General features: G+C 42.7%; 20 protein-coding genes and 1 pseudogene. 8 read left to right on the top strand and 13 right to left on the bottom strand.

The genetic code is table 11. The annotated features are described in order from the left end of the window. Window positions 1-28: 28 nt before the first annotated feature. Entirely contained in the window at window positions 29-508 is a 480-nt protein-coding gene (folA, locus tag P4S60_RS02170) for a type 3 dihydrofolate reductase (RefSeq protein ID WP_442961493.1), read from the top strand. Window positions 509-587: 79 nt separating this feature from the next. Then, window positions 588-965 (top strand): DUF3718 domain-containing protein, encoded by a 378-nt coding sequence (locus P4S60_RS02175; RefSeq protein ID WP_063702967.1) that lies wholly within the window; start codon window positions 588-590, stop codon window positions 963-965. 266 nt (window positions 966-1,231) lie between these two features. On the opposite strand, the gene P4S60_RS02180 is transcribed toward P4S60_RS02175, so the two are convergent. The 7 genes from P4S60_RS02180 to lptD all read right to left on the bottom strand — a co-directional run bounded on the left by P4S60_RS02180 (window position 1,232) and on the right by lptD (window position 9,960). Then, on the bottom strand, window positions 1,232-3,247 hold the full coding sequence (locus tag P4S60_RS02180) for a methyl-accepting chemotaxis protein (protein WP_337114862.1): 2,016 nt from the start codon (window positions 3,245-3,247) through the stop codon (window positions 1,232-1,234). A 141-nt stretch (window positions 3,248-3,388) separates the two neighbouring features. Further along, window positions 3,389-4,204, bottom strand: a complete 816-nt coding sequence (locus P4S60_RS02185; protein WP_337114863.1) for a symmetrical bis(5'-nucleosyl)-tetraphosphatase — start codon at window positions 4,202-4,204, stop codon at window positions 3,389-3,391. 6 nt (window positions 4,205-4,210) lie between these two features. Then, complete coding sequence (apaG, locus tag P4S60_RS02190; protein ID WP_054550996.1) at window positions 4,211-4,600, bottom strand: Co2+/Mg2+ efflux protein ApaG; 390 nt, start codon at window positions 4,598-4,600, stop codon at window positions 4,211-4,213. After that, on the bottom strand, window positions 4,584-5,390 hold the full coding sequence (rsmA, locus tag P4S60_RS02195; protein WP_063702973.1) for a 16S rRNA (adenine(1518)-N(6)/adenine(1519)-N(6))-dimethyltransferase RsmA: 807 nt from the start codon (window positions 5,388-5,390) through the stop codon (window positions 4,584-4,586). Before rsmA ends, apaG begins: the two co-directional genes overlap by 17 nt. Then, entirely contained in the window at window positions 5,387-6,379 is a 993-nt protein-coding gene (pdxA, locus tag P4S60_RS02200) for a 4-hydroxythreonine-4-phosphate dehydrogenase PdxA (protein WP_063702974.1), read from the bottom strand. The genes rsmA and pdxA overlap by 4 nt, the downstream gene beginning before the upstream one ends. 5 nt (window positions 6,380-6,384) lie before the next feature. Beyond that, entirely contained in the window at window positions 6,385-7,677 is a 1,293-nt protein-coding gene (surA, locus tag P4S60_RS02205) for a peptidylprolyl isomerase SurA (protein WP_063702976.1), read from the bottom strand. Window positions 7,678-7,713: 36 nt separating this feature from the next. After that, window positions 7,714-9,960: an LPS assembly protein LptD gene (gene lptD, locus P4S60_RS02210; RefSeq protein WP_337114864.1), complete on the bottom strand. Its 2,247-nt coding sequence runs from the start codon at window positions 9,958-9,960 to the stop codon at window positions 7,714-7,716. Window positions 9,961-10,063: 103 nt separating this feature from the next. Between lptD and P4S60_RS02215 the strand changes: the two genes are divergently transcribed. The 3 genes from P4S60_RS02215 to djlA are packed head-to-tail and all read left to right on the top strand — an operon-like array spanning window position 10,064 to window position 12,614. Further along, window positions 10,064-11,065 (top strand): aminoglycoside phosphotransferase family protein, encoded by a 1,002-nt coding sequence (locus P4S60_RS02215; RefSeq protein ID WP_337114865.1) that lies wholly within the window; start codon window positions 10,064-10,066, stop codon window positions 11,063-11,065. Beyond that, a complete protein-coding gene (murU, locus tag P4S60_RS02220) occupies window positions 11,062-11,718 on the top strand; it encodes an N-acetylmuramate alpha-1-phosphate uridylyltransferase MurU (RefSeq protein ID WP_337114866.1) in 657 nt (218 codons plus the stop codon). The genes P4S60_RS02215 and murU overlap by 4 nt, the downstream gene beginning before the upstream one ends. A gap of 23 nt (window positions 11,719-11,741) precedes the next feature. Continuing rightward, complete coding sequence (gene djlA, locus P4S60_RS02225; protein WP_337114867.1) at window positions 11,742-12,614, top strand: co-chaperone DjlA; 873 nt, start codon at window positions 11,742-11,744, stop codon at window positions 12,612-12,614. On the opposite strand, the gene P4S60_RS02230 is transcribed toward djlA, so the two are convergent. The 3 genes from P4S60_RS02230 to P4S60_RS02240 form a co-directional block, all read right to left on the bottom strand. Then, on the bottom strand, window positions 12,597-13,520 hold the full coding sequence (locus tag P4S60_RS02230; RefSeq protein WP_337114868.1) for a DUF3530 family protein: 924 nt from the start codon (window positions 13,518-13,520) through the stop codon (window positions 12,597-12,599). The two genes, djlA and P4S60_RS02230, sit on opposite strands and share 18 nt — an antisense overlap. 80 nt (window positions 13,521-13,600) lie before the next feature. Further along, a complete protein-coding gene (gene rluA, locus P4S60_RS02235) occupies window positions 13,601-14,254 on the bottom strand; it encodes a bifunctional tRNA pseudouridine(32) synthase/23S rRNA pseudouridine(746) synthase RluA (RefSeq protein ID WP_337114869.1) in 654 nt (217 codons plus the stop codon). A 190-nt stretch (window positions 14,255-14,444) separates the two neighbouring features. After that, window positions 14,445-15,413, bottom strand: coding sequence for a class 1 fructose-bisphosphatase (locus tag P4S60_RS02240; RefSeq protein WP_337114870.1), 969 nt, complete (start codon window positions 15,411-15,413; stop codon window positions 14,445-14,447). Between the two features lie 160 nt (window positions 15,414-15,573). On the opposite strand from P4S60_RS02240, the gene P4S60_RS02245 reads away from it, so the two are divergent. Both P4S60_RS02245 and P4S60_RS02250 read left to right on the top strand, forming a co-directional pair. Then, complete coding sequence (locus tag P4S60_RS02245) at window positions 15,574-18,003, top strand: zinc-dependent metalloprotease (protein ID WP_337114871.1); 2,430 nt, start codon at window positions 15,574-15,576, stop codon at window positions 18,001-18,003. 477 nt (window positions 18,004-18,480) lie between these two features. Further along, the gene (locus P4S60_RS02250; RefSeq protein ID WP_442961471.1) at window positions 18,481-19,155 is read left to right on the top strand and encodes a YggN family protein; all 675 of its coding nucleotides are present in this window, start codon (window positions 18,481-18,483) and stop codon (window positions 19,153-19,155) included. Window positions 19,156-19,216: 61 nt separating this feature from the next. Here the strand turns inward: P4S60_RS02250 and P4S60_RS02255 are convergent, their stop codons facing one another. Next, window positions 19,217-20,791: a methyl-accepting chemotaxis protein gene (locus tag P4S60_RS02255; RefSeq protein WP_337116814.1), complete on the bottom strand. Its 1,575-nt coding sequence runs from the start codon at window positions 20,789-20,791 to the stop codon at window positions 19,217-19,219. A 154-nt stretch (window positions 20,792-20,945) separates the two neighbouring features. Beyond that, window positions 20,946-21,644 carry a 16S rRNA pseudouridine(516) synthase RsuA gene (rsuA, locus tag P4S60_RS02260; protein ID WP_337114872.1) on the bottom strand — a complete coding sequence of 233 codons (699 nt, stop codon included), beginning with the start codon at window positions 21,642-21,644 and terminating at the stop codon, window positions 20,946-20,948. Between the two features lie 58 nt (window positions 21,645-21,702). On the opposite strand from rsuA, the gene zapE reads away from it, so the two are divergent. Continuing rightward, window positions 21,703-22,809 (top strand): cell division protein ZapE, encoded by a 1,107-nt coding sequence (gene zapE / locus P4S60_RS02265; protein WP_337114873.1) that lies wholly within the window; start codon window positions 21,703-21,705, stop codon window positions 22,807-22,809. Window positions 22,810-22,881: 72 nt separating this feature from the next. Here zapE and P4S60_RS02270 read toward each other — a convergent pair. Next, window positions 22,882-25,901: pseudogene (locus P4S60_RS02270) on the bottom strand (TonB-dependent receptor domain-containing protein). Between the last annotated feature and the right edge of the window lie 67 nt (window positions 25,902-25,968).

A 25,968-nucleotide genomic window follows, 5' to 3' on the forward strand; every position in this document is an offset into this window, starting at 1 on the left:
AGTATTAAGGTTTAGTGTGAAAATTTCAATGATTGCTGCTATGGCAAATAACCGAGTAATAGGCCAAGACAACCAAATGCCATGGCATTTACCCGCCGATCTACAGCACTTTAAAAAAGTAACTATGGCAAAGCCTGTTATTATGGGCCGTAAGACGTTTGAATCGATTGGTCGCCCTTTACCTGGACGTCAAAATATTATTATCACGCGCAATGCTGATTACACAGCAGAAGGCATTGAGGTGGTTACTTCACCAGAGGCTGCGCTGGCATTGGTTGCTGATGTTGAAGAAGTTATGATTATAGGTGGCGGAAATATCTACGAACAATTTCTATCTCAGACAGATCGACTATACTTAACATTCATCGATCTTGAAGTGAGCGGTGATACGCAGTTCCCAGATTACGAAAGTGTTGCTAATTGGACAGTTGTCGAGCAAGAACAGCATCAGCCTGATAACAAAAACCCTTACTCGTATACGTTTGTAACCCTGTACAAAAATTCGTAACATTATTGCGGTAAAATTAATTAGTTGGTACAATATTACACAATCTTGGTAAGAAGAAAGTATTACATAAGGGCAAAATATGATGAAGTTACCAAATATGTTACTTGCAGCGGCTGTTGTTTCAGCGTCAGTTGCGTATACAGCACCAGCAAAAGCTGATGATCAATTAGCGGTTTCAATCTGTGAGTATATTGCAGCAGATGATAAAAACCGTTTACGTGATAAGCTTAAGAGCTCACGTGTTAAAATCCGTAACATCTTTGATGCTGTACAGTGTAATGGTAATAACATGCTTCGTCATGCAATCGAAAGCGGCGCAGCAGATACAGGTGAATACATCGTTAAGAACTTATCTAAAAGTTCTTTAGAAGACGGTGCAGACATCGCATGGGCTGAAGCAAACGGCCACGGTGGTTCACCACTAATCGCTGTTATTAAAGACCGCGCAGGTCTTTAATTTAAAAGCCAATAGAATTTAAGAAACCGCACTCGTTGCGGTTTTTTTATGCCTGAAAAACGCTTCGCTAAATTAATTCCTACTCGCTGTAATACGTAATTATTTGCTATTAAAAAATGCGCCTATTTGGGAGGGGAGGCAGGCTAATATTAAGTGTAGTCAGCTCACAAGGTAGGCGAATTGATATGAATACATACAAAAAAGCCGTGTTTGTTTTCACAAACACGGCTTCTATCTTTGTTAAATCGTAACTCGTTTACATCTTCTTAAACTTTAAACGCATCGACCGATAAACGTAGTTCTTCTGCTAACTTAGCAACTTCTGAACTTGAAATATTGGTTTGGTTTGCGCCCTCAGCTGTTTGCTCTGCAATTGCCACAATCGACTCTAAGCGTTCGCTAATTTCTTGTGATACTTGTTGCTGTTCGTGAGCGGCTGTTGAGATCTCTTCGCTTACATTATGAGCTTGTGCAACGGCTGCAGTGATTGAATCAAGGGCTGTGTTGGCAAGGTCTGACTGCTCAACACACGACTCAGCTTGTTGCTTACCTTTCGACATCGCCGATACAGCAGCTTCAGCGCCAACCTGAAGTGATTCAATCATAGCTTGGATCTCTTGGGTCGACTCTTGAGTCTTGCTTGCTAAAGAGCGAACCTCGTCAGCTACAACAGCGAAGCCTCGGCCTTGTTCGCCAGCACGTGCAGCTTCAATTGCAGCATTAAGCGCAAGTAGGTTAGTTTGCTCTGCAATGCCACGAATAACATCTAAGATACCGCCAATTGATGCGCTGTCTTTGTGTAGTTGATTGATAACTTGTGATGCATCATCAACTTCACGGGCAAGTTGTTCAATAGTCGCTTTGTTTTGCGAAGAAATACCTTTAACACGGTCAGCTTCTTTATCTGCGTTCTTAATTTCACTAAGTGCTTGTTGAGCACTGCTGCTTACCGCTTGTGATGTGCTGCTCATTTCCGTGGTTGCTGTGGCAGCTTGTTCAACTTGCGCTTGTTGATTACGAATAGCTTGGCTTGATTCTTCAGTGATTGCTGAAGTTTCTTCAGATGCCGCAGCAAGCTGTGTAGAGCGAGAGATAATACCTTGAATAAGCGTACGTAAACTTTCGATGAGTGTATTACAGCTTCGTGATAGCTCACCAAACTCATCTTTAGCTGAATCATCTAGGCGTTGAGTCATGTCACCGCTAGCAACAATATCAAGAATACGGTTTACTTCAGACAGAGGTTTAGTAATACGGTTTACAGTAATCGCCGCCACTGCAATAGCAATTAAAGTCGCGATAACCATGGCAATCCAAGTCCAAATAGTCGCCGTTGATACATTGCCGCTCACATCTTGCTGTAAGTCAAAGGCAAGGACTGTTGCTTGATCAACAAGCTCTTTAAGTTGTTTCAGGGCTTCGGCCGTTGATTTTTCTGCATTGGCTAGTTCAGATTCAGTTTGTGCAATTGCATCAATTAAGCGCTTTTTATTTGCTGATAAACTGTTGTTGCCGCGCACGTTATTGGCAAGGCTTTCAAAATAACCATTTAGGTCATTATATAAGTCAGCATTATTATCAATGATAGCTGGGCGGATAAGGCCAAGGCTTCGTTCAACTTCTTCCAAGTAGTAAACTTGCTCATTTTTAATAATATCTAATGTGTTAAGGGTTTTAACCGTTAACATATCGGTACTATTAGTGACGACTGACTGGAAGTTGTTTTCCATGTTGTTGGCAGCTTGATAAGCACGTGAGTGGTTTTCTTCAAGGCCATCAATATCAATGATATCTAGCACAACTGAGTTAGCATCTTCAGCGCTGATCTCGATACTTTCAAGCTGCGTGCGTAGCGTTTTATTCAGTTCTAGCTGAGTTTGTTTATCTGCGAAAAGGTTATCAACAGATTTAGCAAAACGTTTATAAGTTTGTTCAACTTCTTGGCTGCTTTGTTTCAGTTTAGGATCGTTACTCACTATCTGCTGTAGCTCTTGGTAAGAGCTATCGTAACGCTTTTTCTGTTCAGTAAAATTCTTGCGAAGAGCCGCTAACTCATCTTGTGATGTGGTGTAAAAGCTGGCTTGTGCAGATTTACTCATCAAAATGAATTCAACCTGCAACTCATAACTTTTATCGAGAGCCGGTAATGACAGCTGATTAACTCGTCGCGTTGATTGATCAATGTTGGTAATTCTGATCAACGAGTTACCACCAATAAATAGCAGGAGTAACGTAATAACAATAAAGCCACCCCAAATACGCTGTCTAACGGTCAAGTTCATATGTAATTCCAGAAAATAGTACTAATCAACACTTATCGGCAAGGTTGCCAATTAGTTAAGTATTTAAATTTAATTAGCTTTAAATTAAATTAACTTTAATTGTTATAAATCTAACAGATGTTCAGCTATTTTTCAGTTTATTTAGATAAAAGAGTGGGATTTTTCGACAAAACAGCCTTTTTGGCTGAGTTCCATGAGTGTCATAGCACCTCCCCATACACAGCCGGTGTCGAGAGCGTGAATATTTTTAGCTTTAACTTTACCTTCTAAAGCAGCCCAATGACCAAATGTGATCTGTTGCTTGAGCTTACTCACATTCGGATGCTCGAACCAAGGGATTATTGAGCTATCTTCACTAATGCTGGTTTTGTTACTGAAATCGAGTTCACCAAGCAAATTAACAAAGCGCATGCGCGTGAAGTAATTAACGATATAACGAAATTTAGCTTGGTTAGGTAATGTTGATTGCCATGCTAATGGATGGGGGTCATACATATTGGCAAAGTAATGACTTGCATCAGCACCTTGATAGCAACGCTCTGCAAAGCGAGCACGCTTTAGTGCTTTTTTTATCGACCAATTAGGGTTTAAGCCAGCATGGCTTATGAGCATGTCATAGCGTTCAAGCCATAAGGCTAATGGTTGCTGTTGCAAAAAGTGAATATATTCAGCACGTTTTGGGCTATTAAAAACATCAGCAAGTTTATCTTTAGGGTTTGCTGGTTTATTTAGATAATGACAAGCAATAAGGTGTAAATCATGATTACCAAGGGTAATACTGACACTGCCTTGCATTGTATATAGGTGCTCGAGGCAGGCGAGTGAATCAGGGCCTCGAGCGACAATATCGCCGACTAAGTAAAGATGATCTTGGCTTGGATTAAAATCGACACGTTTTAAGAGCGTATCAAATTCACTATAACAGCCCTGTAAGTCACCAATTGCGTAGTCAGCCATTGTTACCTAGTGCAAAATGTTTGGACGGGCTAAACGAAACACCTCGATTGGTGCTTCAAACTCAGTACCAAACTCGTTGCGCATGGTGTAGTGGCCTTGCATCGTCCCGACAGGGGTATCAAGTACTGCACCGCTGGTGTATTTGTAACTTTCACCAGGGGCAATGGTCGGTGTCTCACCAACAACGCCTTCACCTTGTACTTCCACTTCTTTGCCGTTGGCATCGGTAATTAACCAGTAACGACTCAAAAGCTTAGCACTACATAAACTGTGGTTTTTTATGGTGATTGAGTAAGCAAAAACGTATTTATCTTGTTCAGGCTCTGATTGACCTTCTACATAGAAGGTCTCAACCGACACCTTAATTGGAGAACCTAAATTACTGCTTGTTGTCATAAATCCAATTAGCTATATCAATAAATTGTTGTAAAGACAGGCTTTCTGCACGAAGAGTGATATCTATACCGATACCTGTTAGCTCTTCAGCTGTAAGCAAGTTAGCTAAGCTGTTACGCAGTGTCTTACGGCGTTGATTAAACGCTTCTAAACATACTGTATTTAAAAGTTTAGTGCTTTTAGCTGTGCGTTGCTCTGGCTTTTTCGGGATCAAGCGAATAACCGCTGAATCAACCTTAGGGGCTGGCTTGAAGCACTCAGGTGGCACATCAATCACAGGCATTGCGTGGCAGTAATATTGTGTCATTACACTTAAACGGCCAAACGCTTTACTACCCGGGCCTGCTACCATACGCTTGACCACTTCTTTTTGTAGCATAAAGTGCATATGCTCAACGTTATCTGCGAACTCAAATAAATGGAATAGCAGTGGGGTCGATACGTTATAAGGTAAGTTACCAAAAATCTTTAATTTTTCGTCAGACTTGATCAGAGTGCTAAAATCAAACTTCATTGCATCGCCTTGATGCACCGTTAATTTTGGCCCTAAGAATGGGTGGCTTGTTAAACGTTCTGCTAAGTCTTTATCTAGCTCAACAACAGTTAGGTGGCCACTTAAATCAGCTACTGGCTCAGTGATTGCACCAAGACCCGGGCCGATTTCTACTAAATTGTCTTCAGGTTTAGGATCGATAGCCGTGACGATTTTGTCGATGATCATGTCATCGTTTAAAAAGTTTTGACCAAAACGCTTACGTGCGCGGTGTCCTAAATGTACTTTATCTGTCATTGATTCTGTGCTTTTTCATGGGCGAGCTTAATTGCTTCGCGGATCGCTAATTCAAAACTACCTACATCAGCAGTACCCGTGCCGGCTAAATCGAGTGCCGTACCATGGTCTACTGAGGTGCGAATAAATGGCAGGCCAAGGGTGATGTTGACCGAATTGCCGAAACCTTTGTATTTTAGCACAGGTAATCCCTGATCGTGATACATTGCTAGCACTGCATCTGCTTGCGAAAGGTATTTATCTTGGAAAAGGGTATCAGCAGGCAATGGTCCAATTAAGTTCATGCCTTGGTTATTTAATAGCTCTAACGTTGGCGCTATGGTATCAATTTCTTCAGTGCCTAAATGACCATCTTCGCCAGCATGTGGATTGAGGCCACAGACGAGGATACGCGGTTTTTCAATACCAAACTTAGTTTGCAAGTCATGGTTTAAAATAGTGGCAACTTTACTTAAACGCTCAACGGTGATTGCGCGCGATACATAAGCAAGCGGTATATGCGTCGTGACAAGTGCTACGCGCAAGCCTTCGGTTGCTAACAACATCACGACATCAGCAGTATTCGATTGCTGTGCAAAATACTCAGTGTGACCGCTGAATGAGATACCTGCTTTGTTGATAATCCCTTTATGTACTGGGCCTGTAACAACTGCGGCAAAGGTACCGTCCATATTTTTTTCACTGGCGATACGTAATGTGTCAAGTACATATTGACCATTGGCGTCATTTAGTACACCTACTTCAACGTCTGTGCCTAAATCTACTTGGTGTAAGTAAACACTGCCAGCAGGCGCAATACTAGGCGTTTGGCTATCATCAAAGTCAATTAAGTTAATGTCTAAGCCAAGCAACTTGGCGCGCTGTTTTAACAGCGCACCATCAGCAATCACCACCAGTTGGGCATCCCACTGGTGCTGCGCTAACTTGATAAGTAAATCAGGGCCAATACCAGCTGGCTCTCCTGGGGTAATTGCAATTCTAATGGTCATAATTTTTATTCTGTTGGGAAAATATCAACGTGTGCTTGCTCACGCATTTCTTGCTGCCAGTTGAAACTTTCTTCTTTAAATTTACGATTAAACAGGAGTTGGTGAGCGCGGTTACGCTTAGCTTGCTCTGTTTTATCTGCTACACGCTTATCAAGTAGCTGTACAATGTGCCAACCAAACTGTGTTCTGAACGGCTCACTGATTTCATTTTTTTCTAGCGAAAGCAGAGTATTTTTGAACTCTGGTACATAAGTACTTGGGTCTGTCCAATCGTACTCACCGCCTTTTAATGCAGAACCTGGATCTTCAGAGTACTCTTTAGCAAGCTCAGCAAAGTCAGCCTTACCTTCACGAAGGTCTTTTGCAAAGCCTTTAAGCATGTCACGGGCTTTTTCTTCGCTTAAAATAATTGATGGTTTAACTAAGATATGACGCGAGCGAACTTCAGTAGTTTCAACTACTTGGCGGCCACGAACATCTTGCACTTTAATAATGTGGAAACCAGCGCCTGAGCGAAGCGGGCCAACGATATCATCTTTTTTATGACCTTTTACCGCCTCAGCGAATAGTGATGGCATTTCGTTAATGCTCATCCAACCAAGCTGACCACCTTCAAGTGCTTTTGAACCACTAGAAGATGAAATAGCGATACGTTTAAATTCTTTGCCTTCTTTTAAAAATTCGATAACTTTGTCCGCACGCGTTTTAGCACTGGTGATTTCATCCGGTGTTGCATCACTTGGAATATCAATCAGGATGTGACCAATATCGTACTCTTCGGCACTTTTACCTTGAGTTTCCATAATTTTTAAAAGGTTATCGATTTCTTGCGGGCTGATATAGATGCGACGGTCAACGTTCGCACGCATAACTTGTTGTGTGGTGATTTCTTTACGAATTTCTTCACGGTATGCTGGGTAGCTCTCGCCTGCAGCTTCAATTGTACGGCGTAAATCAGCGATTGAACCACCTTGCTCGCGCGCCATGTTTTCTAGCGTTTGGTCTAACTGAGAATCAGAGATTTCTAAGCCCATTCGCTCAGCAAGTTGCATCATCAGCGTTTGGTTAACTAAACGTTCAATTGCTTGAATACGAAGCGTGTCATCAGAAGGTAATTCTTGACCTTGCTCTGCAGCTTGAGTTTTTACTCGGTTGATTATGGTATCTACTTCACTTTGTAAAATAACACCTTGGTTAACTACACCAACGACTTTGTCGATTTCGACAGGTTTTGCGAAAACGCTTTGGCAAAGGCCAACTGTTAATAATGCAGATGCAAATAATTTTTTTAAATTCATACTTTTTCTAATACTCTTGCTAATAGTACTGCGGTACTAGTTATTAAGAAAATACGGTCTACGATAGCCAAAAATACCTTGTTGTAATAATTTTTGTGCATCATAACGGCTTTTACTTCCAAGCCCTTTTAATACGATATTGAAGCCAATACTGGTATCAAAGGTTGCTTGCTCTTGACCAATCGCCTGGTTTAAATCAGTTTCGATTTGACGACGGCCTGTGATTTGAAACGCCCAACAGCACGATTCATACTGAAGACCGCTGAAAACCTCAATACTACGACCACTTTCTAAATCGCGGTGATAGCTGCCAACAAACTGCCAATCTTGCGATAGCGGAATGCTAGTAAATAGACCAACTTGCTCGATTGTATTGCCTGAGACATCATTTGCATAGCGATGGTTCAATTGCACGAGCTGTTTATCGTCACCTTTATAATCTAAGGTGATATTTGATTGAATAATTTCTTTGCCATCAGTGTCGTATTGAATACCACCTGATAAATACCAGCGACGGTGCCAATGTAACATGGTTTGCGTCGCGAACAATGCATTGTAGTTAGTATCAACATTAATACCTTGTGATGTAGGTTTAGCCTCATCACTTAAATAGAAAATTTGGCCAGCGCTGAAATTAAATACTTCTTCGTTTTCGCTGCTAAACAAGCGAGTTGTCGCACCTAACGTAAATTGGTTCGCAGTGGCAATGCGGTCGATGCTTGAGAATCGACGGTCTCTAAATAAACCAAAAAAGTCATCTTGTAATTTTGCCGTATCGTAAAGGCCAATGTTTGATTGGTCTTTATTAGGGGTGTACAAGTACTGAATTTGTGGTTCAAGTGTTTGAATACCATCTTTAAAGAAAAACGCAGTTTCACGCTCAAAATTTAATTGGCTGTATAAACGCACTTTTGGCAGGGTACGGGTGACTTTTTCGTCGTAGTCGGTACCTGTTAAATCACCATGCTGATTATATTCTGTATGCAGTAAGCTGAATTCAGATAAAAACGACCAGGCATATTCTTGATAACCAAAACTTGCTTTCGGTTCTATGTGAACACGGCTTGCTTCATCAATGACGGCATCATCATTCGTGAAGTAGCTAAGCTCACCATCTAAGGTTAAATCAACGCCATAAAAATCATAGGCATCAGTTTGCGAAAAGCTAATTTGTGGCAGCGCCGCGTATGATTCGCGGTGATCACCAAGCACTTCAAAACTTTGCAACTTGATATTAGTACGCCAAGTGTCACCTAAGTGGGTGAGTGAACCTGTGCGGTATAACTGAGTGTCTGTACGGGTCGCATAACCAGAATTTAAATCGGTTAAGTAGTTATCATCACTAACGTTAGTAATATCGATAATACCGCGCCAGTTCTCACCAAAGTAGCTTTGCTGCTGCCAATGGAATAGATAACGCGAGTCAACATTTGGCTCTTCATCATCTTTATCTAGATACTCAACGGCAATGAGACCGTTGTTTTGCTCAGTTAAATAACGAAACTCACCAATCATTTGCAAGCCGCGCTTCGACATATAGCGAGGCGTAATGGTGGCGTCGTAATTAGGTGCAATATTCCAATAATACGGAGTGATAGTTTCAATACCGTAGCGACCAGAACTTGAGAAATTAGGTGTTAATAAACCTGATTTACGGCGGTCATCTAACGGAAACGTAAAATAGGGAATATAAAGCACGGGCGTATCAAATACTCGTAATACGGTATTGTGGGTTTCGCCCCAGCCATCTTCACTAGATAAGTCAATTTCGTCAGCTTCGATTGCCCACACCGGTGTTTCGCCGGGGCAGGTAGTAAAGCTTGCGTTCATCAGGTTTAGGCCAGACTCGTTGACTGTTAGTTTTTCTGCGCCACCATGACCTAGTTGGTCGGTGAGCTTATAATCAGCACCAAGCAAGCTTAATTCAGAATTATTTAAATCCGCATTGAGCCCAGAGCTATTAATTTGGCTTACTTTATCGCGATAAACGATAGGGCCGGTTGCATTAAGTAACCCACGTTGTTTGTCAATCAGTGCACTTTGTGCGGACAAATTCATCGTTAGGGTGTTAATATCTACATTACCGGTAAATTCTGCGCTTTGGGTACCCAATAGTTCAATATCATCGGATTTGATATCGATCATATTAAGTTCAAGGCCAGGGAGCGGTTGCCAAGCTCTGGTTTGCATTGAAGTGCCACAAAAATTGTGTGTCAGTTCAGTTTCGGCGAACGATGGTGCGCTAAGTACGCTTAGCATCATTATGCCCCAGGTTTTGCTCATTTAATGACCTTAATGCTCTTTGGTTGGATATAAGCTAGACATAATAAAGGAAAACAATGGCAAATACAGTAATTGACTTAGTGAAAAATAGATATCTTACTAAATGAATCGTTATAAAAGTTTACAGCAGTTTTTAAATCCTCACTTTAAAGAGGATGAATATCAATTAGCCGCCATCACTGGGGATGCGAGTTTTCGCCGTTATTTCCGCGTAAATACAGGTGATCAAAGCTATATTGTCATGGACTCAGATCCAGACAAACTAGATAACACACCTTATATAGAACTCAACAAAGTATTTTCTCAGCATGGGTTTAAATTACCAAAAATTCTTCAGGCTGATGAAAAACAAGGCTTCTTCTTGCTGAGTGATTTAGGCAATACTCATTTGGCTGATTTACTGGGCGACGAAGACCGCACTTTGCACTACAAACATCTAATAAAGTTAAGTGCACAGTGGGCGCAAATCCCGCCTGCCCAATATATGAAAGTATTTGATGGCGAGTTTTTACAGTTTGAGCTAAGCATTTTTAGAGATTGCTTAGTCGATAACTTTATCGGTGAGCAACTCTCTGCTGATGAGCAGAAAATGTGGCAACAAGCCTGTGAGTTATTAATTAATAATGCCCTTGAGCAACCAATTGTTACGGTGCACCGAGACTTCCATAGCCGTAATATTATGCGCACAGGGCAGCAATGGGCGATTATTGATTATCAAGATGCCGTACAAGGGCCGGTGTGTTATGACCTTGTGTCGTTATTAAGAGATTGCTATTTCAAGCTACCAGAGCAAGAGCTCGACTACCTTTTACATTACGCTTATGACGAATTTAGCGAGCAGCAGCTATTGCAAGACACCTCGTTTGCGATGTTTAAACGTTGGTTTGATTTAACCGGCGTGCAGCGTCATTTAAAAGCTGCGGGCATATTTTGCCGCTTAAAATTACGTGACGGTAAGTCTGGCTATTTGAATAATGTACTGCCAACCCTTACATACATCAGTAATGTCAGTAAAGAATACCCAGAGTTAACAGCCCTTGGTCAGTGGATAGAGCAGATAATTATTCCACAGGCTAAGCAGCGTTTAACGAAAGAGTCCAAATGAAAGCAATGATCCTAGCGGCGGGGCGTGGTAAACGCATGATGCCGCTAACCGAAACGATGCCAAAGCCGATGCTAAAAATTAACGGCAAGCCACTATTAGAGCATCATATTAATAACTTACGTCAAGCCGGGGTTACCGATATTGTTATTAACCTTGCCTGGCAAGGCGACAAAATAACAGAGTATTTCGGTGATGGTTCGCAGTTTGGTGTATCGATCACTTACAGCCAAGAGCAGGCTGGGGGGCTTGAAACCGCCGGGGGAATCATTCAAGCATTGCCGTTATTGGGCGAACAATTTATTGTCATCAATGGTGATGTGTTTACTGATTACGATGTTACTTCGTTAATGCAGTTGCACCTGCAAGCCGGTGAGGCGCATATTGTCCTTGTTGAAAATCCTGCGCATAATCCTGATGGTGATTTTGCGCTGAGTCATCTAAGCCCTGATAGTCAAAAGTATACTTTTTCCGGTATAAGTCGTTATCATGCTGATTTCTTTAAAGGTCTCAGCACTGGTATTCGTCCACTTGGGCCTATTTTGCGAGAAAAGCTCAGTGAGCATCAGGTTTCTACTGAACTTTATTTAGGTCAGTGGGATGACATTGGCACACCAGCCAGACTCGACGAAATCAATCAACGTTTCGCTTTGTAATAACAACAGAGGTTTGCCAGATTATGTGGGGAAAAGTACTCGGTTTTTGTTTTGGCTTTATGTTTGGCAAGTTTATTGGTGCCTTACTCGGCCTATACCTAGGCCATATGTTCGATCGCAGCTTAAAACAAGACTTTGATAAAGCCGGTGGTTTCTCTGGTTTGTTTAAAGGCGATGATATTAACGAACGCCAAGCACTTTTCTTTTCGAGCTGTTTTGCAGTGATGGGGCATATTGCCAAATCAAATGGCCGTGTTAGTGAAACGCATATTCGTGCTGCCAGTGTCTTTATGGACGAAATGGGGCTCTCAGGCGATGAGCGTCGCGAAGCACAAGATGCCTTTCGAAGCGGTAAAGAAGCTGACTTTTCACTAAAAGAAACCGTTCATGACTTTAAAGAGCGCTTTGCCCGACGTCATGATTTATTGCAACTGTTTCTCGAAATACAAATCCAAATGGCCTTTTCTGATGGCCACCTTGCAGAGCAAGAAAAGCAGCTATTGCAAGAGGTGAGCAAGCAGTTAGGTATTTCACGTACTCAGTTCTCATTTTTATTAAAACGCTACCAAGCCGAATTTGCATTTCGTCAGCAACAACAGCGTTTTTATGAACAGCAACGTCAACAAAGCCAGCAAAATCGCAGCAGTCATAGTGAACAAAGAGGGCACAGTGTGCCACCGAATAATGGTATGAATCGCGCCCAAGCGTTGGCTCTTTTAGGCTTAAACAATGATGCTTCTGCGAGAGAGATTAAAGTAGCTTATCGAAAGCTCATGGCTCAGCATCACCCCGATAAGCTGGTATCGCAAGGTTTACCAAAGCATATGATGGAAGTTGCGGTAAAGAAAAGCCAAGATATTCAAGCGGCTTATGAGTATTTAAAAAAGGCGGCGTAAAAAGCCGTCTACTTCTTTGAGCAGTCGCTGGTGCTGCTCAGGCTCTGAAGGCACACCAAATAACTCTCTTTGTCGGTAGTCATATTTAGCGTGTTTTCTTACCCAACGTTTTCTGTCTTTTACACTTTGCAGGGTGTCAGGGTTACCCTCACTATAAAAAATATCCAGTAACGGTGGGCTGATAGTCGAAAGGGTCGCATTGAGATGCTGGTTACGAACACTGTTAGGTAAATAACTACCTAGGCTAATAAAAGCGTTTAGTTCGTTATTTGGAAAGCTAGCATAATGCTCAATCAATAGCCCCGCACTGGCACCTTGTGCTACCACAATAATATTGCCACCTTCATCCATTGCACTGTTATACAAGGCATTGAATCTGGCAATTAGCTTTAATTTGTAATCATCAAGCACGGCTTCACTGATATTAGGTTCACCCGTAACAAAATGCGGCGCTTGTTGCGTTTCGGCTGGTGGAGCAGGAACTGCTTGTTCATCACTTTGTGTTGTAGATTCAGTTTCAGAGCTTTCTGATGGCTTTGGCATTGCCATATCGGCAGGGTGCCAATCAATGTCAGGCATGGTCATGGCAAGGGTTGCATAGCCAATTTCGTTTAACTGCTTACGCAAAAAGTTAATACCGGCATTATTAGTGGGTAGGTGCTGCCAATCAGGAATAATGAGCACAATCCCGCGTTGGCTTGCTGCCATCGATTGACGATATAAGCTAATGAACTCATCTTCACCGGCAAGCAGAGTACGTACTTCATCACTTGGTAAAAAGCGTTGAATATCGTTAGTGACCAAGCTTGACCAAGGGGCGGGTTTTATAAAATCGGCAGCATTCACATTGCCCATTAACGCAAAACAGGCTGCGTAAAGTAAGCGATGTGCGGGTTTTAAATTCATGCCGATATTACCTGAGTCTTTAATTAAATCAGTGATTAATTAACTATCGGCAGTCTTTATTAAATATTTAGCGAATTGTCTTAAAACTCAGGAGCAGCTTCAAAAATCAGTGTTTCACCGCTGACTGGGTGAGCCAAGGAAAGCATTTCAGCATGCAGTTGTAAGCGAGGAGCCATGGCGAATGCCTCGGGATGCGCATACAACTTATCGCCTAAAATAGGGTGACCTAATGACAACATGTGCACACGTAGTTGGTGAGAACGCCCAGTAATAGGGGTCAGCTCGACACGAGTTGCATTCTGTTCATGCTCAAGTACTTTAAAGTGGGTTAATGACGGTTTGCCATTGTCGTGATCAACCATTTGCTTTGGGCGGTTCGGCCAATCACAAATAAGTGGCAAATCTACCGATCCTGTTTGTTGCTCAAGCTTACCAAATACACGAGCAATGTAGCGTTTCGCGGTTTTTCTATCTTGAAATTGAATGCTTAAATTACGATGCGCTTCTTTGTGCATGGCTAAGCAAATAATGCCAGAGGTTGCCATATCTAAGCGATGAACAATTTTCGCAGTTGGAAATACACGATTAACGCGTGAAATAAGACAATCGGCGTGTTTCGGATCTTTTCCCGGCACAGTAAGTAAACCACTTGGTTTATTCACAATAAGTAAATCATCGTCTTGATAAACAATACTTAAATAAGGTGTCATTGGGGGATTATAATTGAGTAACACGGCCAGTCTCGATGATATGTAAGGGCGCTATTTTAAAGGAGTATGAACGCATACACAATGCCAGTGCAGGTTTTCGAGTATATGCTAACGAGTCGGACTCTCTTTATTTCTGCTTGTTGTATTTAGCATAAAAAACGCGATGTGAAAGCACATCGCGTCTTTTGCAGAAGTATAAAAATCTTAATCTTTACTACTTATGATAGCTTAAGCACGTTTCCACTTCGTTCTTCGAGCCTAAGATCACCGCCACACGTTGGTGAATTGCGTCAGGTTGAATGTCCATGATGCGCTCAGTGCCTGTTGAGGCAATACCGCCAGCTTGTTCGATTAACATTGCCATTGGGTTTGCTTCGTATAGTAAGCGTAATTTGTTAGGTTTATTTGGATCTTTCGTGTCGGTTGGGTAAGTAAAAATACCACCACGGCATAATACACGGTGCACATCACCCACCATTGCAGCAATCCAGCGCATGTTGAAGTTACGACCACGCGGGCCTGTGTCACCAGCAATTAGGTCATTGATGTAATTTTGCATCGCCGGTTGCCAATGACGTTGGTTTGAAGCATTGATAGCAAATTCGCTGGTCTCTTCAGGCACTTTTGCAAAATCTTGCGTTAATAAGAAGGTTCCGTGCGTTTTATCTAAGGTGAAAAAGCGTGTGCCTTTGCCGGTTGTTAACGCCAGCACGGTAGATGGGCCATATAATACATAACCCGCTGCAACTTGGTTTTTACCCGGTTGCATAAAAATACTAGGATCAGCTGGATCTGCCCCTTCAGGCGCCGCCATAATTGAGAAAATCGTACCAACGAGTGAGTTGATATCAGTATTTGATGAGCCATCAAGTGGGTCGAATGCAACAATGTAGTTGGCATTTGGATTACCCGCAACGGTGAAGTCCTCTTCTTCAGAGGCAATGGCTTTTACGTAGCCCGATTCTAATAAAATATCTTTTAAAAGTTGGTTAGTTAGAACGTCGAGTTTTTTCTGTGTTTCACCCTGAATGTTTTCGTCTAGGGTTGAGCCTAATACGCCAGATAGGGCGCCTTGACCAACACGAAATGAAATTTCTTTACATGCCGCAAGTACCGTTCTGATCAATGAGATCAATTCACGAGGGCAACCATCTTCTAACAATACCGGTGGGAGTCTACGCATTCTATTTTCCTGATAACGTTGTAGCCAGACATTTTTAGTGTGAGAGAGAATGTCTTAGCAAGCGCTGAATTTCGTCTTAAATAGCTGATTTTTATAAACGGTACTTTATACTGCTTAATACCTATACAGTATTTAAAACGCGAATAACAAAGATAAGATTATGCAAAAAATACCATTACTACGATATCTGCTCTTAGCTGTGCTACTTACTATGATAACTCAAGCACACGCAGCAATTAAGCCTATAAATGATTTTACTGAAAAAATGACTCATTTTTCAGGCTATTTTTCATTTTACTACGACACAGAAAACGGCAAATTGTATCTTGAGGTGGATAAACTCGAGCAACAATTTTTACTACAACAAAGCCTACCTTACGGTGTTGGTTCAAATGATATTGGCTTAGATCGCGGTCAGTTAGGTGACACACATTTAGTGCAGTTTGAGCGTTTTGGCGATAAGGTGATGCTAAGAGCTATCAATACTTATTACCGCGCTAATACTAATAACCTTGCAGAACAACAAAGTATTAAAGAGGCGTTCGCATCGAGTATTTTAGCGGGCTTTAGTGTTGTCGCTCAGTCAGACACTGCTGTACTTGTGGATTACACCCCTTATTTATTAAGCGATGTTCATGGTGTAAGCCGTCGTTTATCGGCAACCGGGCAGGGAAGTTTTAACTTAGATAGCAACCGCAGTGCGGTATATTTAGCACGCTCAAAAGCGTTTGAAAAAAATACTGAACTAGAAGCCGTACTTACTTTTCAAGGTAATAACCCAGGTAAGTATGTACGCCAAGTGAGCGCAGACCCTTATGCGCTTACAGTACATATGCATCACTCATTAATTGAGTTACCGGACGATAACTACACCCCGCGCAAGTTCCACCCTCAAGCAGGTTTTTGGAGCATTGAGCACAAAGATTATGCGGCAGCGCTGGGTGAGTCTATGTATGTGCGTTACATCCCACGTCATCGTTTAGCGAAAAAAGATCCGAGCCTGCCAATCAGCGAGCCCGTTGAGCCGATTGTTTATTACTTAGATCCGGGCGTACCCGAGCCAGTTAAAACAGCGTTACTTGATGGGGCTAAATGGTGGAATGATGCCTTTAATGCAGCAGGCTACAAGAATGCTTTTATCGTTAAAGTGCTCCCTGATGATGCCGACCCTATGGATATTCGCTACAACGTAATTCAATGGGTGCACCGTGCAACACGTGGTTGGTCATACGGCAGCTCCGTGATTGACCCGCGAACTGGCGAAATTATCAAAGGTCATGTGACACTAGGTTCACTTCGTGTACGTCAAGATATCCTAATTGCAGAAGCATTAGCAGCTCCCTATTTTGAAGGCAATGAAGTGGCTAAGCGTTTACAAGCCATGGCACTTGATCGTATTCGTCAATTAAGCGCTCATGAAGTAGGGCATACTTTAGGTATTTCGCATAACTTTGCAGCGTCAGTGGCAGACAGAGCCTCTGTAATGGATTATCCACACCCACTACTGAGCTTTAATGAGCAAGGTAAATTAGATGTAAGCCGAGGCTATGCTGCTGGCATGGGCGTGTGGGACACCCAAGTTATTAAATATGGTTATAGTGATTTCACTAATCAAGATGAAGCACAGCAATTGGCTGCTATTTTAGCTGAGAACAAAAGCAAAGGGCTGGAATTTATTTCAGACAGTGATGCCCGCGCTCAAGGTGGCGCTCACCCAACAGGGCATTTATGGGATAACGGAAGTTCACCGAGTGATGAGCTGATGCGTGTACTTGATGTTCGTAAACAAGCGCTGACGAGCTTTGGCATCGAGAACATCAAAACGGGCACTGCTTTATCACAATTAGAAGAAATGCTGGTACCGCTTTACTTGTTCCATCGCTATCAAGTTGAAGCGGCGGTTAAATTAATTGCCGGTGTAAATTACGAATACGAAGTACGCGATGGCTCACAACCAAAAGGGGCGCAGGTTGTTACAAAGCAAACACAACAAGCGGCAGCCGATGCAGTACTTGCGACATTAAAAGCTGAGAATCTTGTTTTACCTGAGTCGGTATTAGCGCTTATTCCACCAAAAGCGTATGGTGAATCTAAATCACGCGAAAGTATTGTTGGTCGCACAGGCCTGACGCTTGATGCGATGGCGCTGCCAGAGGTTGCTGCAGCACATACCTTGAGCCTACTTTTTAATAGCCAACGCATTAACCGTTTAGCGCAGCAGCAAGCACGAAGCGATGCATTTTATGGTTTAGATGCGCTATTAGCACAAACTTATCAGCAAGTTTTCGAGCAAAAAATTGCTTCTGGGATGGCAGGTAAAATTAGCCAACGTGTGCAGCTTTTAACGGCGAAACAGTTTGCTGACTTAGTGGCAAGCAATGAGGTGGCACCCGAAGTACAAGCTCAGCTTCGTTACTACTTAGCTAAACTTGCAAAGAGTTACCAGCAAGAATCAATGCTAGGCAGTGCATCCGTTGGTAACAGTGCATTTAAGCAATATTTAAGCGAGCAAATCAGTCACTTTTTAGAAAGTGGTGAATGGCCTGCAAACTTTAAAGTGTTGCCAATGCCACCGGGTTCGCCAATTTAATCTATTTTTACTTCAAAGACCTAGGGCGTGTTGACCTTTGTGGATTAAAATTTGTTCACTCTAGGGGCGATTTAATCGCGGCGCGAGATTTGTAACCTAGTGGGCTAAGTAAAAATTGAGCAACAAAGAGTTAATCGCCCCTAGGAAGAACCCGAAGGGCAGCGCGTGTTTGGCATTGATGCTGCGTTATCGCCTATTTATGTGGAACAACCACACTACATAGGCTCTGCCTTGCCTAAATACCAAACACACTGCTGCAAAATTAATCACAAAAGGTCAACACGCCCTAGCATAGCTAGGCGTTTTACTTGCATAAAATTGGATATTTGCTAATCTAGCGGCCTTCCTTTTTTGTCTTTTTGAGGTGTATATGGCGTTCTTTTCTCGCTCGTTGTTAGCAGCGGCCATTACATTCTCTAGCTTTTCCAGCTACGCAACCCTAGAAAAAAACAATGCGATGTAGAGCTAAGCCATGGCTTGATCATCACTGATGATGTCATTCGTATTGTTGATAAAGGTCAAACTCGCGTACAAATCAACAACGATAACCAATTGTTTATACGGGGTTATTGGGTTGATTTAAGCCCTGAAGAAAGCAAAGTTGTGGAGCAGTTCAGTCGAGGCATTAGGCAAACCGTCCCTGAACTTGTTGACCTGGCGACCGATGGTGTAAACCTTGGTTTAAGTGCCATCGAGCAAGTTGTTGAGGGCATGTCAGACAAAGAGCCTGAAGTGCTAAAAACTCAGCTGCAATATGTTGAGCGTGCACTGATGGATAAATTTAAGCGTGGTGATGACTTTTTCTTTATTGCCCCGCAGTCGCTGTCGAAAATCGATGACTTTTTTACCAAAGAAATCAGCCAAAAAATTCACTCTGCAGTGCATGGCTCACTTGGCGCTATTTTAGTTTCGCTAGGCGATGCTTTTAAATCCCGCGAAGGTAACATCGAAGACCGTATCAATGATATGGGTCAGCGTATGGATATCATCTCAAAAGAAATTGATAAATCACTGCAAAAGAAAGCAGAGCAATTAGAGATGAAAGCCTCAGAGTACTGTGAGTGTTTGAACTCATTAGATGTCACCGAGTCACGATTACAACAAATGGTGCCGGGGATGGCCGATTTTGATTTGGTACAAATAAAGTCTTAATACGAATTTAAAACGAGAAAGCCCAGCAGTTGCTGGGCTTTTTCGTTTTTACTTGTTTGAATTAGCTAAACTTAGCGGTTTCAGTTTCTAAATCGCTAGTAAGGCCTTTGATCAAATCGGTTGCTGTATGAGCCTGATTAGATACATCAGCCGTTTGTGAAGCCGTGTCTGAGATAGTTACGATGCGTTTGGCGGTGTCTTCACCGGCATCAAGCTGCTCTTTTGCAGCAATGGCTATCTGATGGCTCATTTGTGCGATTGCGCTGAGTGAGCTGGCAACCCGTTTTAGTTCTTCATTGGCTTTAGTCGACTTTTCAACGGTTTGTTCACTGGTACTCATACTGAGCGAAACAGAAGATTTGGCATCTTGGGTTGCAGCTTGTAGTTTGCCTATCATATTGCGGATTTCTTCAGTGCTGGTTTGTGTGCGCTGGGCAAGTCCGCGCACTTCATCAGCAACTACAGCAAAGCCTCGTCCTTGCTCACCAGCACGGGCAGCTTCTATCGCCGCATTAAGCGCAAGTAAGTTAGTTTGTTCGGCAATACCTTGAATAACACTCAGCACATTAGCGATGTTATTTACTTCATCATCAAGCACTTGAATGTTATTACCAGCGCTGTCAATTTGCTGCTCTAAAAGTGCGATGGTATCGGCAGCCTCGCTAGTTAAGTGGCTAGCACTTTGACCTTGCTGCTCAGCTTCTTGCACTGAGTAAGCGGCTTGTTCAGCATGTTCTACAACGGTTTGCGCTGAGGCTGTTAACTCGGTAATAGCTGAAGCAACCATTTGAGTTTCTTCGTTTAGGCTACGTGTCAGTTTATCGAGCTCAACAGAGCGAGACTCGTTATCAACACTTTGATTTTTTAAGCTATCTGTAACACCTTTAATGCCGCCAACAACGCCACGTAACCCTTGTTGCATATAATGCATGGCAGCAATAATGCTCTCAGGTGGGGCATCTTGGCGAATATGTGAGTTTAAGTTGCCACGAGAGACGTTTTTTACAATACCGATTACTTCATCAATTTCGCCGCCTAAGGCATTAGTGAGCGATGAGCCAAAGCGAGCAATGGCAAAGGTCAAAGCAATGGCAATAAGCATAGATAAGCCCAGCAACCACTTTGCAGTATTCCAATAACGTTCATCAACTTCTTTGGCGCTAATGCCTGTACCAACATACCAGCCAAACAGCGGTGTTTTTTGTACTACAGAGGTTAAATCAACGGTTTCACCATCTCGCACTGAATCCCAGTGGTAGGTGATGATTTTATTGGTTGTGTTGCCTACTAGCTTTTCGACCATACGGCCGATGCTGTTGCCGCTGGCATCTTTGAAGTCGTTAAAGCTGGTGCCGTGCAGTTCAGGGTCGTGCGGCGTGGCGACAAAATCTAAGTTGTTGTCGACGACATACACATATTCTGAGTCGTGGTATTTATTTTCTCGAAGTACCTGAATAGCGAGTTTTTTTGCCTGTGCTTCTTCGAGTTGATTGTTTTTAACCATCAACTCAAATTGCTCAACAATATTGGTGGTGCTCTTCATGAGCTGGTTGATACGCGCGATGTTGTCGCTTTCGCTGGCATGGCGTAAAGATTGTAAGCCGAGTAACGCTATCGCAGATAACGCAATAAACATAGCGATAGCAAATAAGGTGATTTTTGTTTTTAAAGCTAGTCCTGATAACACAGTCAGCCTCCTTTATTATTTCCCCTGTTAACTTTTACCACGTTTGTCTGGTTTTATTAAGGAAAAATGACAGCGTTATCATGACTTTTGCTCAAGTACCTATTTAGAGCTTCAGTTCGGCTTCTGTAAGTGCACGATATTCACCGCTTGCAAGGCTTTCGTCGAGGGTGATGTCAGCTATTTTTTCACGATGTAATTCAACAACTTTATTACCTACGGCGGCAAGCATTCGCTTAACTTGATGGTATTTACCTTCGCAAATTGAAAGGCGTAAGCTGTAGCTTGCAAGCTTTTCAACAATCGCAGGGCGGGTGAGCTCTTTTTCATTGTGCAATTGCACCCCTTGCTCTAACGCTGCAATCGCTTCATCATCAATAGGTTCTTGAGTTTCAACTAAATACGTTTTGAATTTGTTGTGCTTTGGTGCTGTAACTTTATGTGACCAGTCGCCATCATTGGTGATGATCACTAACCCTGTGGTATCGATATCTAAGCGACCTGCAACATGAAAGTCGCTCATGTTTGGCTCATCAAGTAAATCAAATACCGTTGGGTGAAGGTCATCTTTATTGGCGCATACATAACCTGCTGGCTTATGTAGCATGTAGTAGCGTTTACCTAAAAATACCAGAGGCTCACCTTGCCAGCGAATATCATCATCTTGTGTTACAGACAAATCGAATGAGGTAATCACCTCACCATTAACAGTGGCGTATTTGCGTTTAATACCAGCTCTGGTCTTACTGCGCGGTAACTCGGCAATATGGCTGATAAATTTATCTAAACGGCATGGAAATTTCATTGGGATCACATTTTTAGTCGGCTACAATGGCGGCGAGTATAGCGGATACTAGTTACCTATGACAGTACAGCAAGGACAAATATTACAGCATTACCAAGCGCAAATAGCCAAAGGTGATTTGCAAGAAGACCGTGCCCAGCGCACAGCGATTAATGCTCTTGATAATCTAGCCACAGAATTAGCTGCACCAAGCCATTGGTGGCAAAGCGCAAAGCCAGTAAAAGGGGTTTATTTATATGGCCCAGTAGGGCGTGGTAAATCTATGTTAATGGACGTGTTTTTTAAGCTTGTTAACATTGAAGCCAAACAGCGTTTGCACTTTCATCATTTTATGAAACAAGTGCATGAGCGCTTAACTCAGCTGCAAGGGCAGAAAAATCCGCTGACTGTGATTGCTAAAGAGTGGGCAGAGCACATTCGCTTGATATGTTTTGATGAGTTTTTTGTGTCTGATATTGGCGATGCCATGATTTTAGGTGGCTTGTTCAACGCCTTGTTTGAGCAGCAAGTGGTGTTGGTGGCGACCTCAAACTGCCAACCGGAGCAGTTATATCGTAATGGTTTACAGCGAGCACGATTTTTACCGACAATCGATTTATTAAATGAGCATTGCCATATTTTGAGTGTCGAAGGCGACAAAGATCATCGTTTTCGCTTTGGCAAACAAACCGAACACTACTTTATTGATAACAAAGAGGCGCTAACAGAGCGCTTTTTGAAGCAAGAGCAATCAGTACAAAGGCAAACAACGATAGCGATTTGCCATCGCGAGCTTAGCTGTATCTTGCTCGCTCAAGACGCCATTATGTTTGATTTTATGGCGCTTTGCTCAGGACCTAGGAGCACCGCGGATTATATTTATTTGGCAGAGCGTTTTCAGCGCGTTTATTTAGTCGATGTGCCGGTCATGGGGCGTGGAGCCACGGGCAAACAAATTGTGCATGGTATTGAAGATAGCTATCAGCGAGAAAAGCAGGATTTACAAGAACACTTTTTAGATGATGAAGCAAGGCGCTTTATTGCTTTGGTTGATGAGTTTTATGATCGCAATCGATTACTGGTGATTTCGGCCGAGGTGGGTATTAGCGATTTATATCAAGGCCAAAAGCTGGCATTTGAGTATGCGCGTACCGAGTCTCGATTAGTTGAGATGCAAAACTGGTAGAATTCGAAAAGATAAAAGGCGCATTAAAAATGCGCCTTTGTTGTCAGCCTAGCTGGGGATCTTCATATGTGCTTAAAAGCTATATTGAGCACCTACATACACGTATCGACCTGCACCACCGCCGTATGCGCTATAGTAATTACCGCGTCCTGAAGGGTAGAAATCCCCTTTATTATCGAACACGTTATTTACACCACCGAATACGCGCAGTTGGCTCTGCTCACTCAGTGACATGGTGTAAGACGCTGAAATACTGTGTTTTAAGAACGAGCCATAATCTTGGTAGGCAAGTTTCTCTGGGTTACTGATACAGGTATCTTCACCAGCCTCACAGCGAGCATCGTTTTCGGCAATATACTCTTGATAATCTTCTTCAAGACTCTGGCTTGCAATGAATGAGCCTAAGTAATTAGTGCGCCAGCGAATACGTAAGTTGTCGTTACGCCATGTCACTGACATTGAAGCTTTATCTTTGCTGCTACCGTAACCTGCGTAGTGGCTAGTCACTAAGCTGCCATCAAGCCCTTCATAGGTTTGCGAGTTTTCGATTACATGGTTGTAATCCAGTTTAAACGATAACTGACCTAGGTTATCTAAATCGAGTTTGTACTGTGCAACTACATCGTAACCGCGAGCAGTTAGCTCATCGAGGTTATATTGACGTTGTAAAATTTTAATAATATTACCTTCGCTGTTGCGGGTAATGTCATTACAAAATACGTTGTCTTCGCCCCATGCAGCTTCAGAGTTGTAACACTCACGCATGATGTTTTCATTACTGATCTGCGAAATCGCATCAACAATGGCAATATCGTAGTAATCAACTGCAAGATTAAAGTTTTCTAAAAATGCTGGAGCGACGGTGATACCAAAGGTGTAAGTATCTGCGGTTTCCTCTTTTAGATTTTCGTTACCAGTCCCCGGTGAGTAGCTATTGTTCTCATCGCTAAATTCAAAGTCTGGATCAGCAGCAAGTTGCGCAGCTAACGTAGGCTCTTTGCGGCAGTTATCGTGACCTGGTTTGGTTGATGTTGCCGTTAAACCATCACAAATATCATCATAGCTGTCGTAATCGCCACGCGGTGGTGACATAAGCTCTGTGATTGTTGGCGCACGTTGAGCACGGGCGTAGTTTGCTCTAAATGCATAGCCTTCGACTGGCTCCCAAAATACGCCTAGCTTGTAGCTGGCAACGGTATCCACATTATCCATGCTGTAATTTGCTAAACGTAATGAGGTTTCTGCGCTTAGGCTTTTTGCTAAAGGGGCATCTTTTAACAGCGGGATTGCAAGTTCTGCAAAGGCTTCATAGACTTCAACTTCACCATAAAAATTTGGTACATAGTTAAAGGTAATGCCGCCGCCTTTCATATCATCGCTGGTTGAAAGGTCCTGACTATCTTTACGGTATTCACCACCAAATACCGCAGATACGGAGCCTGCTGGCAATTCAAATAAGTCACCTGTTATGTAGCCAACCACGCCATATTGTTTTATTTCAGTATCAATAATTGGGTTGGTGCGGATCCAAGCAGCCATTTCTTCGGTGACAGAGCCTTCACCAAATAGGTTAATTGGTACACAGCCCTCTGCGCGAGCAGCTTCATCAATACATTGAATTGTGCCATCTGCTAACTGTTCAGCTTGCAAAGCTTGATTAAGTTTTACGGTATTTAACTCATTGCTACGAAGTTGGTGCTGGGTGAAACGACCATAACTTGCTGATAGATCCCAGTCCCACTCGCCGTTAAATAGGGTGCCTTGAAGACCTGCCCAGCTACGTATCGTTTTACGGGTATTATCGGTGCTGATATTACCCACTTCACTGAAGCGACGATCCCAATAAATGCGATTTTTATATGGGTTAGCATCAAGGATTTCTTGTGGAACATACGGGTTGTCGATTGGGATATAGCCCGGTGCCACATCTGCAAGAGGCTCGCCCGTGGTAGGGTCGTAACGTGGTACATAGGCACCTTCGTATTCATCTTCAGGTGACTTATCGTTAAACGAGCCACTTTCACTGTATTGAACTTGCGCGTAAAACATTACATCGTCAGTTAAGTCATAATCAATTTTAACTGCCGCAGAAACGTTATCGCTTGGTACATCAAGCATCACGTATTGATTTGAATTGACACCGTAAATTTCTTCGTTGCCTTTCCAATCATCACGTAAGGTTTGACCGTCATACCAAAACTGAGTGTCGTTGTTATTATTTTCTAAGAACACACCGCCCGGAATACCGTCGCTCTTACTTACCCAATCAGCTTGTGTGATATCGCGCATACACTGATAACCGTCATTAGTCAGCATTTGGTTACACATCTGATCATCATCGTAACGATAAGCGTCTTCGACTTGCGCACGTTTACGGTCGTAATAGCTCATACCGAAATCACGGTCCCAGTTAGCACTGAAGTAAGCATAACCACGCTCGTCAGCAAATGAACTGCCGTAATTTAAATCAAGGGTAAACTCTTTACCGCCACCATCGGTGGTTTCACCTGTATTAGCTTTAAAATCAAAGCCTTCTTTTTTGATTGGGTGATAATATTCACCACACCCGCTACAGCATCGGCACCATAGGTTGCCGATGCACCGCCACTGATTATTTCAACGCGCTCAACCATGCCGCTCGGAATAGTGTTTAAACTGACATAGTTGCCGCTGTAGCTATTAGAAACAACACGACGACCATCAATCAGTGTGAGGGTACGATTAGCGCCTAAATCTCTAAGTTGAACCGTTGATAAACCGGTCGCTGAAACACTTGATTGGCTGGTGGTATTACCTATGCTCTCACTCAGTGCAGGCATGTTATCAACCAAAATATCCGATAAGTTGGTTAAACCTGTATCGGCAATGGCTTCTCGGTCCATTGTGACCAGCGGTGTTGGAATTGAAAAGCTATCGCGTTTAATACGTGAACCCGTTACGACGATTTTTTCAGGCTCTTCAGTTTGTTCATTGGCTGTTGGGGTGGTCTTGGCAGTGCGGGCAATCTCAGCCTCATTGGCAAATGCGTGTTGGCTAAAACCACTGGCAACAGCAAGTGCAATAGCACAAGGTTTGGTTAGTAGATTTCTCACAGGCGTTCCTAGTTGTTTTATTTTTAGTTTTTAGAACCAGAGTGATGCTCTTTTTAAGGGCAGTTAA

The sequence above is a fragment of the Pseudoalteromonas sp. Hal040 genome, from assembly GCF_037162425.1.
In the GTDB taxonomy this organism is placed as follows: domain Bacteria; phylum Pseudomonadota; class Gammaproteobacteria; order Enterobacterales; family Alteromonadaceae; genus Pseudoalteromonas; species Pseudoalteromonas gelatinilytica.

Bases quoted from the DNA above. Each gene is read 5' to 3' on its own strand.
- P4S60_RS02230 (WP_337114868.1), bottom strand. From the start codon at position 13,520: ATGAATTTAAAACCCGCACATCGCTTACTTTACGCAGCCTGTTTTGCG.
- P4S60_RS02180 (WP_337114862.1), bottom strand. From the start codon at position 3,247: ATGAACTTGACCGTTAGACAGCGTATTTGGGGTGGCTTTATTGTTATT.
- P4S60_RS02185 (WP_337114863.1), bottom strand. From the start codon at position 4,204: ATGGCTGACTACGCAATTGGTGACTTACAGGGCTGTTATAGTGAATTT.
- rsuA (WP_337114872.1), bottom strand. From the start codon at position 21,644: ATGAAATTTCCATGCCGTTTAGATAAATTTATCAGCCATATTGCCGAG.
- P4S60_RS02245 (WP_337114871.1), top strand. From the start codon at position 15,574: ATGCAAAAAATACCATTACTACGATATCTGCTCTTAGCTGTGCTACTT.
- rsmA (WP_063702973.1), bottom strand. From the start codon at position 5,390: ATGACAGATAAAGTACATTTAGGACACCGCGCACGTAAGCGTTTTGGT.
- murU (WP_337114866.1), top strand. From the start codon at position 11,062: ATGAAAGCAATGATCCTAGCGGCGGGGCGTGGTAAACGCATGATGCCG.
- folA (WP_442961493.1), top strand. From the start codon at position 29: ATGATTGCTGCTATGGCAAATAACCGAGTAATAGGCCAAGACAACCAA.
- djlA (WP_337114867.1), top strand. From the start codon at position 11,742: ATGTGGGGAAAAGTACTCGGTTTTTGTTTTGGCTTTATGTTTGGCAAG.
- P4S60_RS02240 (WP_337114870.1), bottom strand. From the start codon at position 15,413: ATGCGTAGACTCCCACCGGTATTGTTAGAAGATGGTTGCCCTCGTGAA.
- apaG (WP_054550996.1), bottom strand. From the start codon at position 4,600: ATGACAACAAGCAGTAATTTAGGTTCTCCAATTAAGGTGTCGGTTGAG.
- zapE (WP_337114873.1), top strand. From the start codon at position 21,703: ATGACAGTACAGCAAGGACAAATATTACAGCATTACCAAGCGCAAATA.
- lptD (WP_337114864.1), bottom strand. From the start codon at position 9,960: ATGAGCAAAACCTGGGGCATAATGATGCTAAGCGTACTTAGCGCACCA.
- pdxA (WP_063702974.1), bottom strand. From the start codon at position 6,379: ATGACCATTAGAATTGCAATTACCCCAGGAGAGCCAGCTGGTATTGGC.
- P4S60_RS02175 (WP_063702967.1), top strand. From the start codon at position 588: ATGATGAAGTTACCAAATATGTTACTTGCAGCGGCTGTTGTTTCAGCG.
- P4S60_RS02215 (WP_337114865.1), top strand. From the start codon at position 10,064: ATGAATCGTTATAAAAGTTTACAGCAGTTTTTAAATCCTCACTTTAAA.
- P4S60_RS02255 (WP_337116814.1), bottom strand. From the start codon at position 20,791: ATGTTTATTGCGTTATCTGCGATAGCGTTACTCGGCTTACAATCTTTA.
- surA (WP_063702976.1), bottom strand. From the start codon at position 7,677: ATGAATTTAAAAAAATTATTTGCATCTGCATTATTAACAGTTGGCCTT.